Here is a 13732-nt window from a genome sequence, read left to right on the forward strand (position 1 = left end):
AATGGTGAGAGTCAGGCGAAAGAGAGGCAAAAAGGCCCTAGATATCGTCCGAATGCTGGGAGTCAGGCGAAAGAGAGGCAAAAAGGCCCTAGATATCGTCCGAATGCTGGGAGTCAGGCGAAAGAGGGGCAAAAATGCCCGAGATATCATCCGAATGGTGGGAGTCAGGCAAAAGAAGGGCAAAAATGCCCTGGATATCATCCGAATGGTGGGAGTCAGTCGAAAGATGGGCAAAAATGCCCTAGATATCATCCGAATGGTGAGAGTCAGGCGAAAGAGAGGCCCCCAAATCTCTAATTATGACCTGATTTCTATTTAGATTGTTAAGGTGTTGCGGAGGAGGGGAATCTTCTATGATTAGATGGATAGGACGTATGGGTGTTTTTTCGAAGGATTGTCCTCGAGAATGAATGAAACCGCTATCAACAAGAAACGAAGGAGCGATTTTGATGGGAACAGATATAGCTAAATATCCATTTCAACAGATTGATTTACCTTTAAATGAGCGAGTGCAGGATCTGATCTCCAGACTAACACTTGATGAAAAAGTAAGCCTGATGCCTCAGTATCAAGCTGCCATAGAGCGTTTGGGTGTTGGGGCCTACAAGCATGGTACGGAAGCGGCGCACGGGATTTCTTGGCTTGGAAAAGCGACTTCTTTTCCTCAGCCGAGCGGATTGGCTTGTACTTGGAATCCAGAGCTGCTGAAGGAGATTGGTTCGGCCATCGGAGATGAAGCTAGAGCCTTTTACAAAAAGAATCCAACGGTGAATGGTCTGACGTTATGGGCGCCAACGGTGGATATGGAACGTGACCCGCGTTGGGGAAGAACCGAGGAAGCCTACGGCGAAGATCCAGAGTTGACCGGACGCCTCAGCACCTCACTTGTGCAGGGAATCCAGGGTGATCACCCGGTCTATTTGAAAGCGGTAGCAACGCTGAAGCATTTCCTCGGCAACAATAATGAGATTGAACGCGGGAACTGCTCTGCGAGCATCGATCCGAGAAATATGCGGGAGTATTATCTGGAAGCGTTTAAGCCTGCTTTTCAAGAAGGTGGCGCACAGTCCATGATGACCGCTTATAACTCGGTGAATGGCGTACCTGTTATTCTTCATCCGGCAGTAATGGATGTGGTCAAAGGCGAATGGGAAATGGATGGCTTTATCGTAAGCGATGCCGGCGATCTTTTTGGGATTGTGAAGGATCACAAGTATTATGAATCTTTTGCACAATCGATGGCTGAATCTATCAAAAATGGAATTGACAGCGTAACAGAAGAAACCGCAGAGACAATCAAGGTTCTTCACGAAGCACTAGACCAAGGCCTCTTAGCAGAGGAAGATTTGGATCGTGCGCTTGCCAACACTTTCAGAGTTCGTTTCCGTCTGGGAGAGTTCGATCCGGCTGAAGGGAACCCATACGCAGCAATCGACGATTCCGTTATACTTAGCAAAAAACATACCGCACTCTCCTTGGAAGCTGCGAAACAATCTATAGTATTGTTGAAGAATGACCAAGGCACATTGCCATTGAACAAAAGCAGTCTGAGCAAATTGGCGATTATTGGTCCGCTTGGTGATGAAGCCTTTAGAGACTGGTATTCTGGCACTTTACCTTATGGAGTGACTCCGCTGCAGGGGGTTAGCAAAAAGCTGCCTGGTAAACACGTTACTTTTGAGAGTGGCGCAGATCAGATCATTCTTACTTCAGCCGCAAACGGCCAAGCCATTGGAATCACAGGGGAGGACGGAAGACTGGCTGTACAACATGACATAGCAGAGCACGGAGAATTGTTCCATCATACAGCTTGGGGCTGGACTAGCAATACTCTGAAGGCGACAAGTCGCGGTCAGTATGTAACTTTAAGCGAAGCAGAGACTCTCACAGCATCTGCTGATGAAATTTACGGCTGGTTTGTAAAAGAATCGATTAACATCGTTCCGGAAGGCGAAGATACGGTATCTTTGCGGACCTGGAATGATAAAATGATCTCGGTGAATCCGGAAAATGGAACGCTGCAAGTGGCAGATCAGGATGCCAATGCGCAAGCAGGTCTTTTTAAAAAGAACATCGTAACTAACGGCATAGAGGCTGCAGTAGAAGCTGCCAAGGCTGCTGAAATCGCTGTGGTTTTTGTGGGCAACCATCCACTCCTTAACGGAAAAGAAGAAATCGACAGACCGGATATTGTGCTTCCAGAGGAGCAAGAGCGACTGGTCAAAGCTGTCTATGCAGCGAACCCGAATACAGTTGTAGTCATTGTCGGCAGTTACCCGATAACTTCCACTTGGATTGACGAGAACATCCCGGCTGTATTGTATACCTCCCACAGTGGACAAGAGTTGGGCAATGCGGTGGCAGAAGTTCTTTTCGGCGATTACAGTCCTTCCGGCAAGCTGAACATGACTTGGTTCCGTTCTGTAGAACAGCTGCCTGAGCTGATGGATTATGATATTATCAAAGGCAAAAGAACATATATGTACTTTGACGGAGAGCCACTGTATGCGTTTGGACACGGCTTAAGTTATGCCCAAATTTCCTACAGCAACCTAAGCCTAAGCGCTAAGGAGCTGCAAGCGAATGAGACGCTGAAAATTTCTGTTCAAGTAGAGAATACAGGCGTTGTTGATGGGGACGAAGTGGTGCAGCTTTATGTGCAAGCTCTGAATTCCCGGGTCAAACGTCCGATTAAACAGTTGAAGGGTTTTGAAAAAGTAAACCTAACCGCAGGTCAATCGCAAACCCTAGAGTTTACGTTACCGGTTGCCGAGCTGGCATTCTGGGATGTTACCCGTGAGCAATATTGCGTGGAAAATGGAGAGTACATGGTTCTGATCGGCCGTTCATCTGCTGATATCCAATTATCCGCTCAACTATCAGTTCAAGGGGACGTTATTCCGTCGCGTAATCTGTATATCAATACCAAAGCAGAGAATTACGATGACTACGAAGGCGTATATCTGGACGAGTGCAAAGCAGGCGATGCATCCATACATCCGGTAAAAGATGGCGCTTGGATTGCTTTTAAAGATGTATTGTTCGAGCAAGGGGCAGGTGCTTTTGAAGCCTTGGTATCCTCTGCAAAAGGAGGCACCCTTGAGATCAGAACGGGCAGCCCAGCAGGGAAGCTGGTTGGATCTGTGACTGTACCGTCGGGTGGCGTGTTGCAGCAGTGGAACACACTTACTGGTGAAGTGTCCGTGGAATCTGAAACTACCGATGTTTATCTCATCTTTAATGGTGAGGTACTGCTTAGCCGTTTTCAATTTAATCAATAAGATAAGCTAGAACACGCTTAATTTCTTCGGATGGAGTGGTGGTGCCTGTATGGATTGTTTGGGTTGTCGAATCGCTAATGGGATTGAGGCTAACGTAAACGTAGTATACGAGAATGAATTTGTAACTTGTGTGCTCGACATTGCTCCATTTAACGAAGGACATCTCCTAATTCTCCCTAAAAAGCATTATTGGGATCTCGAAGATATCGATTCAGAAACATCTTATGCGATTATGGACGCTTCAAAGAAGCTATCAGTTGTCCTGAAGGTTTTGTTTGAACCTGCTGGCATCAGCATTTGCCAAAATGACGGGAAGTTTAACGACCTGACTCACTATCATATGCATCTTATCCCTAGATACGAAGGAGATGGCTTCGCTTGGAGCGAACCAATCCATCCGCACGGTGCCGAAAAGTTATTAAGCCAAACTCAAGCTAAAATTCTCAGTATCATAAATGAGCATTAAAAAAAAGGGCATTCCTGAAGGATCAGGGATGTCCTTTTCTTTTCGTTTCTTTTCATCTAATCACAACCGCCCCCGCCAGCATCTCCACCCCCGCCGAAGTCTCCACCGCCACTATGTCCGCCGTCTCCACCCCAGCTATGCCCCCCGCTGTCAGGTCCAGAATGGTGATGCGAGTGATCTCCGTAGTGATTATGGTGGTGGTTAGAATGATTAGAGTGGTTAGAGTGGTTAGAGTGGTTAGAGTGGTTAGAGTGGTTTGGATCCAGCAGATCCGGATGACTGGCAGCCATAAAAGACATGTTGGCGGCATCATTTTGCCTATTTCTATCAAAGGTACTTCTGTTCGAGCTCGAGCCATTACGTATTACGGCTTGTATAATAATAAATACAGCGACACCTACAAATAGTATCCCAAAAACCATAACGAACTGCTCCCTTCAACTCCAAAAATTAGTTACTAGCTGCTTTCGTCAAAAACTCAAGATTTCTGTAAAAAATACTCCCATAATTCCAGCCCAGATAAGGCTCGGGAATTTCTATATGGTTCACATTCACATTCATGTCTTCGTGTATCAATGATTCGCTAATATGGATTATATCATTTATATACCGTTTTATTTGCTGTAGATAATGTTTTTGAGTAACGGGCCCATGACCGGGAACAATTATGTTCACATCTAAGCGCTCGACATAAGTAAGTGCCTCCAACCAGGATAACGGATTACCGTCTACTAATAATGGATGATTATCAACTGCGACAATATCTCCAAGAAAAGCTAAAGAATCGGAAGGAGAAAATAGAATAGAATCGCATTCCGTATGGGCAGCACCTACCGTTAGGAGTTCAACGGTCCTAGCCGAGCCATGTATAGTCATTTTGCGGTCATAAGTTAGTTGGGGAAGGGTTACTTCAAGCGTTAGTATAGACTCTTTGATTTCTTGTAAATAACCTATTTGCGAAAGGAGCTCTCGTTGTTTGGAATCGTTCAGTTCGAGTTCGAGTTCGAGTTCGAGCTCGAGCTCGAGAGATGTATTAAGCTTCGTAAGATCTTCTTCAAGATTAGGAAGCAGTTTCTTCATTCGGGCAAGCCAGTCTGGTTGAGTTTTTATCATGAGCTCTCTAGTCCTACTGGAGGATATGATTACTTCATCCGAGAAGAATTGGTTCCCTCTAACGTGGTCTCCATGCCAATGGCTGTTGACGATGTATTTGATAGGTTTATTAAAATAATACAGAGCGGCATCCCTAAGATCTTTGCCAGCTTGTGGAGTGTTGAATGTATCAAAGATTAATGTGTAATCACCCATATCTATCAAACCGGCATTGCTCATGGCTCCGCCTTGCTCCTTCGCTTCAAGGCAATAAATGCCTTCCACTAGAGGGACGCAGTTAAAATGTCTGGAAATAAACATAAATTAACCTCTTTTCCTAGATAATCGAATGAAATTTATATCTATTTTATAATTTTATGGAATTTTATACTATGATTTAATTACGCTCGGAATAGAAAAGGTTGCTTTTATACGCCCGATTTGCTACCATACGATGTAACTTAATCATTTATTTGTTTTCTAGGGTTCCGCAGCGAGTGCACAGCTGGTCTGGTCCGAGGGAAAACGCACGAACATTAAGTTTGTGTTTACACGGAGGGATAAAAGCCCGGGAGGTATCGCCATTTGGCGATGACCTTCCGGGCTTATTTGTTTGTCCGTGGGCAATCATAAGTTATGGAGAATTGAAGGAGGGCTTGAAATGAAAAAGAATTCAGAGTGGCTGAAGGTAGTTGGCGCTGCGATTTTCGAAGTCATGTGGGTCATAGGTTTAAAGCATGCTTCAAGCGTGTGGGAGTGGCTGATCACAGTTGTAGCCATAATCATAAGTTTCTATGTCATTATTTCAGCAAGCAGTAAATTACCGGTGGGTACCGTATATTCTGTATTTGTTGGGCTGGGGACAGCAGGTACAGTCATTGCGGACATGGTTTTATTCGGTGAACCCTTCAAGCTAATGAAGCTGGTACTGGTGGTTATTTTGCTGGCAGGAGTTATAGGTCTGAAAATGGTAACTAACGAAACCAAAGATATCAAAGAAACTGAAATAAAGGGGGAGTCTTAAATGGCATGGGCATTTTTGGTTGTTGCTGGATTGTTTGAAATGTTCGGAGTGGCTATGATCAACAGGTTGAATAAATACCGGAATCTGCAGTCGTTTTTGCTGCTCTTCCTTGGTTTTGGAGGAAGTTTTCTTTTTCTATCATTTGCAATGAAAAGTTTGCCTATGGGCACAGCTTATGCGGTATGGACGGGGATCGGTGCATCCGGTGGAGCAATTTTGGGGATGCTTTTATATGGGGAGGCCAAAGACTGGCGGCGGGTTATCTGTATTTTTATGATACTGGGAGCCGCAGTGGGGCTGAAGTTGATAGCGTAGTTAGCAATCAATTTGTTGCTTTTTCTCTCCTAAAGGAAAGATAAGTTATAAATTAGACACGATTCAGATGTTTCGAAAGGGTCATAAAGGTCGTATAAAGTAAGTATACAATTTATCGGTAAGGAGATTTTTACAATGACTAAGGATTCAATCGAGCATTTGGCTGAAATTGTGAAAGTGAACCGAGCTAACCGCATGCTGCTTCCAGACGGTACCTCTGTGCCTAGAATAGGACAGGGAACTTGGAATATGGGTGATGATGCTTCCCGTAGAGAGGAAGAAATTGCTGCTCTTAGATTAGGCGTGGAATTAGGCATGGATTTGATAGATACGGCGGAGATGTATGGGGAAGGAAACTCAGAGCTTTTAGTAGGTGATGCTATTAAAGGTATTCGGGATGACGTTTTCCTGGTATCCAAAGTATACCCACATAATGCCGGCAACGAGAATCTTATTCGCAGCTGTGAAGAAAGCTTGCAACGACTGAATACGGATCATCTGGATCTCTATTTACTGCACTGGCGGGGAGATATTCCGCTTGAAGTGACTGTGGAAGGCATGGAGAAACTGGTCTCTCAAGGTAAAATAGCAAGATGGGGTGTATCGAACCTCGGTGTTGACGATATGAAAGAGTTGCTTAGTATAGCTGGGGGAACTCACTGTGCTATGAATCAGGTGCTGTATCATTTAGGGTCGAGAGGCATCGAAGCTGAATTGCTGCCATGGCAGAAAAGTCACCGCATGCCCGTAATGGCGTACTCTCCGCTTGCACAAGCAGGCGCGCTCCGCAAAGGGGTTATCGAGAGTGAGGCAGTTCAGGAAATTGCCCGTATTCATAACGCAACCCCACTACAAATTATGTTAGCTTGGACGATTCGCGAGGAGGAGATCATTACGATTCCGAAAGCTTCTTCACGTGAGCATGTAATTGAGAATGCTGCTGCAGGTTTAATTACGCTGAGTGAAGAAGAAAGATGGAAGCTGGATGAGGCTTTCCCGATACCTTCGTGGAAAGTGCCACTGGATATGAGTTGATATAGCTGTCTGAGAGTGGCTAAAGAGCTCGCCGTTGAGGCGGGCTTTTTTTATATGAAAAGAGATAGGGGGAGTCTCTATAGGACACAGATGATCTTAAACGCAGAATTATGCCACTTTTGGAGGAATATCGGACACCATAGTCGCTATTAGCATAAATGACACCGATTATGAGCCCATTTCTCTGGAATAGTGTCACTGAGGTCCGCAACTTTACTCAAAAGGCTCTAAATTAGCAAATAGCGTCATCTGAGTCCGGAAGCAACGTTGGGAGCGTAAGCAATAAACAATGTGTCGCCGTAAGCAAGCAACTTGAGAGCGTAAGCAATAAACCACGTGTCGCCGTAAGCAAGCAACTTGGGGAGCGTAAACAATAAACAACATGGGGCCGTAAGCAAGTAACTTGGGAGCGTAAACAATAAACAACGTGGGTTCGTAAGCATCATGGGTCCGTCGTAGTACCAATGGCGGGATCAGCGGGCAATGGGGTTCATAAGCACAATTGGTTTTTAGAAGTAATATCGGGGTTTGTAAACACCACTGGGGCGCAAGTGACACAGGTCCGTAAGCCCCGACCCAAAAAAGAGCAGCAATCCTTCAAAAAGGATCGCTGCTCTTTTAAAAATAAGAACTTAGCTGTTCTCAATAATCGTTTGCAGTGTAGTGCGGTCGAGGCCTTCTACCAGTTTAACTAACAGCTCTTTAGCAGCTTCGTAGTCATCGCTATGAATAACTGATGAAGCGGTATGAATGTAGCGAGAGCATATTCCGATGACTGCGGAAGGAACGCCGATTCCACTTACATGAACCTGACCTGCATCTGTTCCACCTTGGGAGACAAAATACTGGTATTTGATCTTGTGAGTATCCGCTGTGTCTTGTACATATTCGATTAAGCCGCGATGTGTAACCATCGTAGGATCATAAATGCGCAGTAGAGCGCCTTTACCCAAATGGCCAAAGGCTTGGCTATCACCGGTCATATCGGCAGCAGCGCTCGCATCCAAGCCGAAGAAAATGTCTGGGGACAGAAGATTAGCGGCTGTACGTGCTCCACGAAGTCCGACTTCCTCTTGTACAGTAGCACCAGCATAAACAGTATTAGGCAGCTTTTTGCCGTGTAATGACTTAACCAGCTCAATGGCGAGGCCTACACCGTAACGGTTATCCCACGCTTTAGCCATGATTTTTTTAGGGTTGGCAAGCGGGGTGAACGGACAGATCGGCAGTACTTGTTGACCTGGTCTGACGCCAAAGCTTTCTGCCTCTTCACGGCTGTCTGCACCGATATCAATATACATTTTGCTAATTTCGCCCGTCTTGCCGCGTTCTTCTGCGCTTAGTAGGTGGATAGGCGTGCTGCCAACAACACCGGTCAATGTGCCTTTTGGTGTAATGATTTGGAGACGCTGGGAAGCAACAGCAGAAGCAAGCCATCCGCCTAGCGGTTGAAAACGAATCATCCCGGTGTTAGTAATTCCGGTGACCATAAAGCCCACTTCGTCAAAATGTCCAGCGACCATAATTTTTGGCCCGTTTTCCTCACCGCGCAATACGCCGAACAGACTTCCGAGACGATCCTGCACGAACTCTTCGGTATAAGGTGTCATAGCATCCTTGACGTAAGCGCGGAGTTCGCGCTCAAAGCCCGGGGCTGCAGGGAATTCGGTAAGTGTTTTGAATAGATCCAATGTTTCTTGATTCATTTGAAATCACTCCTTTATTAAAATATAAGGACGTATAAGCTTTGCGTTATACATCATCCTTATAGTTCTACGAGAAACGGTTGCCATCCAAAATGGACGACAACGTTATTTCTTCCTGCCACTTAGTATGAACATTGTGAGCTCACTTGTCCATGCTAAAGAGACAAATGAACACCCGGTGAACGCTCCGCGAATACAATGCAATAGGGGCTCTGGTGGCAGGAGCTTTAGAAAGGATGCGAAGGAAATGAGGGTAGCAGGTAGTGTACCCAAAAGAAGGGTGCAGGGAGGATACTCCAAAAGAAACCTAAAGGTTAGCGGAGCGCGCAGACGTTACTGGCGCCACAACTCTCTGGAAAAGGAAGCAGTGCTTATTCTTGTGCTGTTCTTGCTGCTGATAGTTGTGTTACTGTATTTTTCCTGAATTGGAGGGACATAACGAAGCGGGGTATGGCAAACAATAAGGAAAACTTCTAAGCGAAGAAACAACTTGAGGGGCTCAAAGTGAGTACTACTATGATGCTTGTCAGCCCCCTTCGCCTAACTTTCAGGAGGTGCCCTCAATGCCGGCGAAAACGAAAAAATCGGGTGTCAAGCTGAAGCTTGATACCCTGACCCCGCAAGATTACGAGAAATTGTCCAAGCCCTTTGTACCCGCTAGGCCCGTATTCAAAAACTGTGTGCGAGCATTTCTTGCTGGCGGCCTAATCTGTGTAATTGGACAAGGGATTCAGGAGGCTTATATGGCAATATTCGATATGACCTCCAAAGAAGCCGCAAGTCCAACTGTAGCGACGATGATTCTACTTTCTGTAATCCTGACCAGCTTTGGCGTGTATGACAAACTGGCGCAATGGGCCGGTGCAGGAACTGCGGTTCCGGTTACTGGTTTTGCGAACAGTATGTGCTCAGCAGCTCTTGAACATCGTGCGGAAGGACTTGTGCTCGGTGTGGGCGGCAATATGTTCAAGCTGGCGGGTTCAGTCATCGTATTTGGTGCCGTTGCTGCTTTCATAATTGGTATCGTCTATCTCTTTTTAGGCGTTGGCGGAGGTGCACATACATGAAACAGCTTGGCAGTCAGACTTGGGAGTTCACGAGCCGTCCCGTTATTTTAGGCTCTTCCGCTGTAGTGGGTCCTGAAGAGGGAGAGGGTCCATTAACGTCAGATTTTGATTTTATATTTGATTCCTTGGAAATGGGTGAAAAAACATGGGAAAAGGCTGAGCGGGCTCTTTTCGAAAAAGCCTCCCTATTGGCACTGATTAATGCAAACCTGGATAAGGAGAAGCTGGAGTTTTTTGTTGGCGGAGATTTGATGAACCAGATTATCAGCAGCTCCTTCGCGGCAAGAAAATTAGGTGTGCCTTATCTTGGAGTTTTCGGTGCTTGCTCCACTTCCATGGAGAGCCTTGCAATTGCCTCTATGATCGTAGATTCCGGAGGCAGCAAATACGTGCTCGCGGGAACATCCAGCCATAACTGTACGGTGGAGAAGCAATTTCGTTATCCTACCGAATACGGTTCACAGAAGCCGCCAACGGCGCAATATACGGTCACAGGCTCGGGCTGTGCTGTAGTAGGTCAGAATGATGGGACTGGCAACAATCCAGTAGTGGTCTCGGCTACCCTTGGACGAATAATGGATCTCGGTTTGACAGATCCTTTTAATATGGGAACAGCGATGGCACCGGCGGCGGCGGATACGATCACTGCGCATTTTCGGGATACCGGACTATCCCCCGGGCATTATGACTTAATTGTTACAGGTGATCTTGCATCTGTAGGCTTGCCCATTGCGAAAACCTTATTAGCTAAAGAAGGGATTCCAATGGAGCAAACAACCTTTGATGATTGCGGTTTGCTTATCTACGATTTGGAGAAACAGAAGTATGTGATCGCCGGAGGAAGTGGTTGCGGGTGTTCCGCAGTAGTGACTTATGGTCATATACTCAAGCGTATTAAAAAAGGTGAACTAAAACGGGTGCTGATTGTGGCAACTGGAGCCTTATTATCCCCATTGTCATACCAGCAGGGAGAGAGCATTCCGTGTGTGGCTCATGCTGTTGCTATAGAAAGTGGAGGTGGAGTTTAATGATGATTTACTTATGGGCTTTTCTGATCGGAGGAGCCATTTGCGTTATAGGCCAGCTGATGTTTGATGTATTGAAGCTGACACCTGCACATACGATGAGTACATTAGTTGTAGCCGGAGCGATTGCTGATGCTTTTGGCATCTATGATCCACTTGTGAAATTTGCGGGTGCGGGTGCAACCATTCCAATCACAAGCTTCGGTAACTCTTTGGTCCACGGGGCATTGACAGAGCTGGAAAGGGATGGCTGGATCGGTGTAGTTACAGGGATTTTTGATATCACGAGCGCAGGGATTTCGTCAGCGATTGTGTTCTCTTTCCTGGCTGCATTGGTTGTTCGGCCTAAAGGATAATGGGATTTTAGCGATTTAGAATAGAACCTGCGGGACATTTTGTCCTGCGGGTTTTTGGTTTGTTTACACTTCGTAAGCTTCAACAATGTACTTTGGGTCCCCTAATCATGTAAAATATAAATATTACTGCTTATTCTGACCTAGGAGGATCATATATGCCCGTTCGTCAAGAATCAATGCACATCATGAATGCTGTCCGTAATAATCTAGAATCCTGCATACTTGGAAAATCATTTGAAATACAATTGCTGCTAACAGCGCTGCTTGCCGGTGGTCATGTTCTGATCGAGGATGTACCGGGAACAGGAAAGACCCAGCTTATTCGCGCACTTTCCAGATCAATGTCCGGAGAGTATCGCCGGATACAATGTAATCCGGATATTCTTCCGAGTGATATTACCGGTGTATCTGTGTATCATCCGAGAGACGAGATGTTTCATTTCCGCCCAGGTCCAGTGATGACGAATATCCTGCTGGCCGATGAAATTAACCGAGCCACCACAAAGACACAATCCGCCCTTCTGGAAGTGATGGAGGAACGAAATGTAACCGTAGATGGGGAGACCTATCCGCTGCCGCATCCATTTATGTTGTGCGCCACCCAGAATCCGATAGATTTTGAGGGAACCTACACGCTGCCGGAAGCTCAGTTGGATCGGTTTATGCTAAGAATTAGTCTTGGTTATCCTGATGCAGCAACCGAAAAAAATCTATTGCTGAGCCATCAAGAAGGTCAACCAGTGGACAGGCTTACGGCTGTCACTAGTATGGAGCAGATCGCTAGTATTCAGGAGGAAATTCGTGAGATTTATATGAGTGATCCTGTACTGAATTACTTGTTAGATATTGTGCGCCAGACAAGAGAGCATCCGCTTGTATTGCTCGGTGCAAGTCCACGAGCTTCGTTATCGTTTATGCTGGCTTGTAAAGCTTATGCTTTCTTACAGGGAAGAGATTATGTGCTTCCAGATGACGTAAAGGTGCTTACTCCATTTGCCTTGGGTCATCGTATATTGCTGCGTCCAGAGTCGCGCCTAGATAATGTTAGCGTAGATTCACTGCTTCAAAAGCTTCTGCAGAGCATTCAAGTGCCTGTTACGATGAGGCAATAATATGAGACGTTATTTGTCTACGGTGGCAGCTCGCATTCAGCCTACTAAGTTCGCCAGCATCCTTGTAATTTGGAGTATTACTCTCTTATATGTACTATTTCAGGGCGGTAAAACTGCATTTATGTTGTTTATTATGGTCTCTGTACTTATTGCATATCTGATTGCTGGAGGTTTGGGAGGCGTTCGGCGGGCTAAGGGTGTTCGCAGTTTTTATGCCGAACAGGATAAGGGAGATTTGCTCTCTGCCGGTGGGTATCTTCGTGTAGGTCTGAAGGTCACAATCCCGGGGATTTTGCCTTTACCTTATGTAGTTGTTAGGGAAGTTCTGAAACGGCATAATGGCGAATCCTGGGTATTTGAGGAAAGCCTGATTCCCAGCCTCAGAGGACTTGGGGAACTGCGGTTTCAGACACCAGTTCTCGAACGGGGCACTTATACATTTTCAGATACGGATATCATCAGCCAAGATATTTTTGGCCTTGTTGAGCATAAAGGTACTTTTCTGGCTGAAGGCCAGTTTCAGGTGTTGCCTCGTGCAATCTATGTTCCGCGGTGGCAGTTATATGAAAGAAAATCCCGTCTTTCTGGGCCACAGACCTCTGTTGTTCAATCACGACGTGAGACTACCCAAATTAACGGTGTACGCGACTACGTATATGGCGACCGCCTAACACGCATTCATTGGAATGCAACGGCAAAGACAGGCTCGTGGAAGTCCAAAGAGTTCGAGCATGAGTCGATTCCCAAGACCATTCTAGTTCTGGACGGCTCTGCTTCTGCTTATATGAATTCGAATCAATTTGAACTCGCAGTCTCCGTCGCAGCCTCACTACTTGGATTCGGCATTCGAGAGCGAATTGGGATCGGTCTTTGCTGTTTGGATAAGACCACGAAGGTATTTGCACCTGTTGAAGGTGCTGCTGAGCGTCAGAAAATGATTCAATATTTGATCGATCTTAACGCCGAGGGGCACAGTCCACTCATATCCCGTTTGGAAAAAGGTTACCGTATGTTCCCTAAAGGCTCATACTTCGTGCTAATTAGTCCTCAACGTGGTCAGCCTGTACTGGATGCACTACGTTGGGCTGACAGCAGAGGGATGACTCCGTCGCACATTCATATAGGGAATTTATCAGAAACGAATAGCAGCACAGATTGGACGAACGTTCTAAGATCACGGGGGATTACAGGCTACAGCATTAGCTCACTGCAAGAGCTTCCCATAGTATTAGGAGGGGAAGTCTGATATGAGA

13 protein-coding genes and 1 riboswitch are annotated in these 13732 nt (G+C 46.0%); of the genes, 10 read left to right on the forward strand and 3 right to left on the reverse strand.

Features of this window, described 5'->3' with window-relative positions:
- Positions 1–449: 449 nt before the first annotated feature.
- Together NST94_RS07365 and NST94_RS07370 are read left to right on the forward strand one after the other, a co-directional pair.
- On the forward strand, positions 450–3281 hold the full coding sequence (locus NST94_RS07365) for a glycoside hydrolase family 3 C-terminal domain-containing protein (RefSeq protein WP_339281838.1): 2832 nt from the start codon (positions 450–452) through the stop codon (positions 3279–3281).
- Between the two features lie 49 nt (positions 3282–3330).
- On the forward strand, positions 3331–3747 hold the full coding sequence (locus tag NST94_RS07370; protein WP_076301934.1) for an HIT family protein: 417 nt from the start codon (positions 3331–3333) through the stop codon (positions 3745–3747).
- A 56-nt stretch (positions 3748–3803) separates the two neighbouring features.
- Here the strand turns inward: NST94_RS07370 and NST94_RS07375 are convergent, their stop codons facing one another.
- The gene (locus tag NST94_RS07375) at positions 3804–4169 is read right to left on the reverse strand and encodes a hypothetical protein (protein WP_076301933.1); all 366 of its coding nucleotides are present in this window, start codon (positions 4167–4169) and stop codon (positions 3804–3806) included.
- A 28-nt stretch (positions 4170–4197) separates the two neighbouring features.
- On the reverse strand, positions 4198–5160 hold the full coding sequence (locus tag NST94_RS07380; RefSeq protein WP_280752647.1) for an MBL fold metallo-hydrolase: 963 nt from the start codon (positions 5158–5160) through the stop codon (positions 4198–4200).
- A 148-nt stretch (positions 5161–5308) separates the two neighbouring features.
- Positions 5309–5416: riboswitch (guanidine-I (ykkC/yxkD leader) on the forward strand.
- Positions 5417–5500: 84 nt separating this feature from the next.
- Here NST94_RS07380 and NST94_RS07385 point away from each other — a divergent pair.
- From NST94_RS07385 to NST94_RS07395, 3 genes are all read left to right on the forward strand, one after another.
- Positions 5501–5863 carry a multidrug efflux SMR transporter gene (locus tag NST94_RS07385; RefSeq protein WP_036675723.1) on the forward strand — a complete coding sequence of 121 codons (363 nt, stop codon included), beginning with the start codon at positions 5501–5503 and terminating at the stop codon, positions 5861–5863.
- The gene (locus NST94_RS07390) at positions 5864–6178 is read left to right on the forward strand and encodes a multidrug efflux SMR transporter (RefSeq protein ID WP_076125196.1); all 315 of its coding nucleotides are present in this window, start codon (positions 5864–5866) and stop codon (positions 6176–6178) included. It begins immediately after the preceding gene.
- A gap of 135 nt (positions 6179–6313) precedes the next feature.
- Positions 6314–7213 (forward strand): aldo/keto reductase, encoded by a 900-nt coding sequence (locus NST94_RS07395; RefSeq protein WP_339281839.1) that lies wholly within the window; start codon positions 6314–6316, stop codon positions 7211–7213.
- A 632-nt stretch (positions 7214–7845) separates the two neighbouring features.
- On the opposite strand, the gene NST94_RS07400 is transcribed toward NST94_RS07395, so the two are convergent.
- Positions 7846–8919 carry a M42 family metallopeptidase gene (locus NST94_RS07400; RefSeq protein ID WP_076125194.1) on the reverse strand — a complete coding sequence of 358 codons (1074 nt, stop codon included), beginning with the start codon at positions 8917–8919 and terminating at the stop codon, positions 7846–7848.
- Positions 8920–9482: 563 nt separating this feature from the next.
- On the opposite strand from NST94_RS07400, the gene spoVAC reads away from it, so the two are divergent.
- The 5 genes from spoVAC to NST94_RS07425 all read left to right on the forward strand — a co-directional run bounded on the left by spoVAC (position 9483) and on the right by NST94_RS07425 (position 13725).
- Positions 9483–9986 (forward strand): stage V sporulation protein AC, encoded by a 504-nt coding sequence (gene spoVAC, locus NST94_RS07405; RefSeq protein WP_076125192.1) that lies wholly within the window; start codon positions 9483–9485, stop codon positions 9984–9986.
- Positions 9983–11014 carry a stage V sporulation protein AD gene (spoVAD, locus tag NST94_RS07410; protein WP_036675714.1) on the forward strand — a complete coding sequence of 344 codons (1032 nt, stop codon included), beginning with the start codon at positions 9983–9985 and terminating at the stop codon, positions 11012–11014. The genes spoVAC and spoVAD overlap by 4 nt, the downstream gene beginning before the upstream one ends.
- Positions 11015–11016: 2 nt before the next feature.
- The gene (gene spoVAE, locus NST94_RS07415) at positions 11017–11367 is read left to right on the forward strand and encodes a stage V sporulation protein AE (RefSeq protein ID WP_036675923.1); all 351 of its coding nucleotides are present in this window, start codon (positions 11017–11019) and stop codon (positions 11365–11367) included.
- A gap of 155 nt (positions 11368–11522) precedes the next feature.
- Positions 11523–12479: a MoxR family ATPase gene (locus tag NST94_RS07420; protein ID WP_076125188.1), complete on the forward strand. Its 957-nt coding sequence runs from the start codon at positions 11523–11525 to the stop codon at positions 12477–12479.
- A 1-nt stretch (position 12480) separates the two neighbouring features.
- Positions 12481–13725 carry a DUF58 domain-containing protein gene (locus tag NST94_RS07425; protein ID WP_339281840.1) on the forward strand — a complete coding sequence of 415 codons (1245 nt, stop codon included), beginning with the start codon at positions 12481–12483 and terminating at the stop codon, positions 13723–13725.
- Positions 13726–13732: the final 7 nt, after the last annotated feature.

It is taken from the genome of Paenibacillus sp. FSL H8-0282 (assembly GCF_037963825.1).
GTDB lineage: Bacteria > Bacillota > Bacilli > Paenibacillales > Paenibacillaceae > Paenibacillus_AQ > Paenibacillus_AQ odorifer.

What these genes read in the sequence shown, in the direction of transcription:
- NST94_RS07365 (WP_339281838.1), top strand. Translation starts at nt 450, where the DNA reads ATGGGAACAGATATAGCTAAATATCCATTTCAACAGATTGATTTACCT.
- NST94_RS07370 (WP_076301934.1), top strand. Translation starts at nt 3,331, where the DNA reads ATGGATTGTTTGGGTTGTCGAATCGCTAATGGGATTGAGGCTAACGTA.
- NST94_RS07375 (WP_076301933.1), bottom strand. Translation starts at nt 4,169, where the DNA reads ATGGTTTTTGGGATACTATTTGTAGGTGTCGCTGTATTTATTATTATA.
- NST94_RS07380 (WP_280752647.1), bottom strand. Translation starts at nt 5,160, where the DNA reads ATGTTTATTTCCAGACATTTTAACTGCGTCCCTCTAGTGGAAGGCATT.
- NST94_RS07385 (WP_036675723.1), top strand. Translation starts at nt 5,501, where the DNA reads ATGAAAAAGAATTCAGAGTGGCTGAAGGTAGTTGGCGCTGCGATTTTC.
- NST94_RS07390 (WP_076125196.1), top strand. Translation starts at nt 5,864, where the DNA reads ATGGCATGGGCATTTTTGGTTGTTGCTGGATTGTTTGAAATGTTCGGA.
- NST94_RS07395 (WP_339281839.1), top strand. Translation starts at nt 6,314, where the DNA reads ATGACTAAGGATTCAATCGAGCATTTGGCTGAAATTGTGAAAGTGAAC.
- NST94_RS07400 (WP_076125194.1), bottom strand. Translation starts at nt 8,919, where the DNA reads ATGAATCAAGAAACATTGGATCTATTCAAAACACTTACCGAATTCCCT.
- spoVAC (WP_076125192.1), top strand. Translation starts at nt 9,483, where the DNA reads ATGCCGGCGAAAACGAAAAAATCGGGTGTCAAGCTGAAGCTTGATACC.
- spoVAD (WP_036675714.1), top strand. Translation starts at nt 9,983, where the DNA reads ATGAAACAGCTTGGCAGTCAGACTTGGGAGTTCACGAGCCGTCCCGTT.
- spoVAE (WP_036675923.1), top strand. Translation starts at nt 11,017, where the DNA reads ATGATTTACTTATGGGCTTTTCTGATCGGAGGAGCCATTTGCGTTATA.
- NST94_RS07420 (WP_076125188.1), top strand. Translation starts at nt 11,523, where the DNA reads ATGCCCGTTCGTCAAGAATCAATGCACATCATGAATGCTGTCCGTAAT.
- NST94_RS07425 (WP_339281840.1), top strand. Translation starts at nt 12,481, where the DNA reads ATGAGACGTTATTTGTCTACGGTGGCAGCTCGCATTCAGCCTACTAAG.